This is a genomic window from Achromobacter sp. GbtcB20, from assembly GCF_019091095.1.
In the GTDB taxonomy this organism is placed as follows: domain Bacteria; phylum Pseudomonadota; class Gammaproteobacteria; order Burkholderiales; family Burkholderiaceae_B; genus Achromobacter; species Achromobacter mucicolens.
Genome location: NZ_JAGXJZ010000480.1, coordinates 1 through 282, shown reverse-complemented (window position 1 = coordinate 282; position 282 = coordinate 1). Strand labels below are relative to the sequence as shown.

1 protein-coding gene is annotated in these 282 nt (G+C 61.0%); it reads right to left on the bottom strand.

Annotation, left to right across the window (positions count from 1 at the left end):
• Positions 1-145, bottom strand: a 145-nt coding sequence (locus tag KVT32_RS29845; protein ID WP_217619401.1) for a S46 family peptidase, incomplete at its 3' end; no start/stop codon positions are given.
• Positions 146-282 lie beyond the last annotated feature (137 nt).

The following is a 282-nucleotide window of genomic DNA, read 5'->3' as shown; positions in this document are numbered from 1 at the left end:
GGGTCAGGGTGTTCGGGTCCAGCTCCAGGCCGGCGGCTTTCAGTTGCTGGGCTACTTGTGGCAGCTGCTGCGGCATCCACATGCCTTCGTCCGCTTGTGCGGCGAAGCTGGTCAGGATGGCGAGCGAGAGAAGGGTCTTTTTCATTCGCGTGTGTCAGGGATGGTTGTCGGATGCGTCGGGCTCCGCGGAGCTCCCAACAGTATGTAGATTGCCCAGTCTGGTCGCCAACCATTATTTCCCTGACGTGCCGACCGGTAATTACAGCTGCGCTCCCAGCAGCG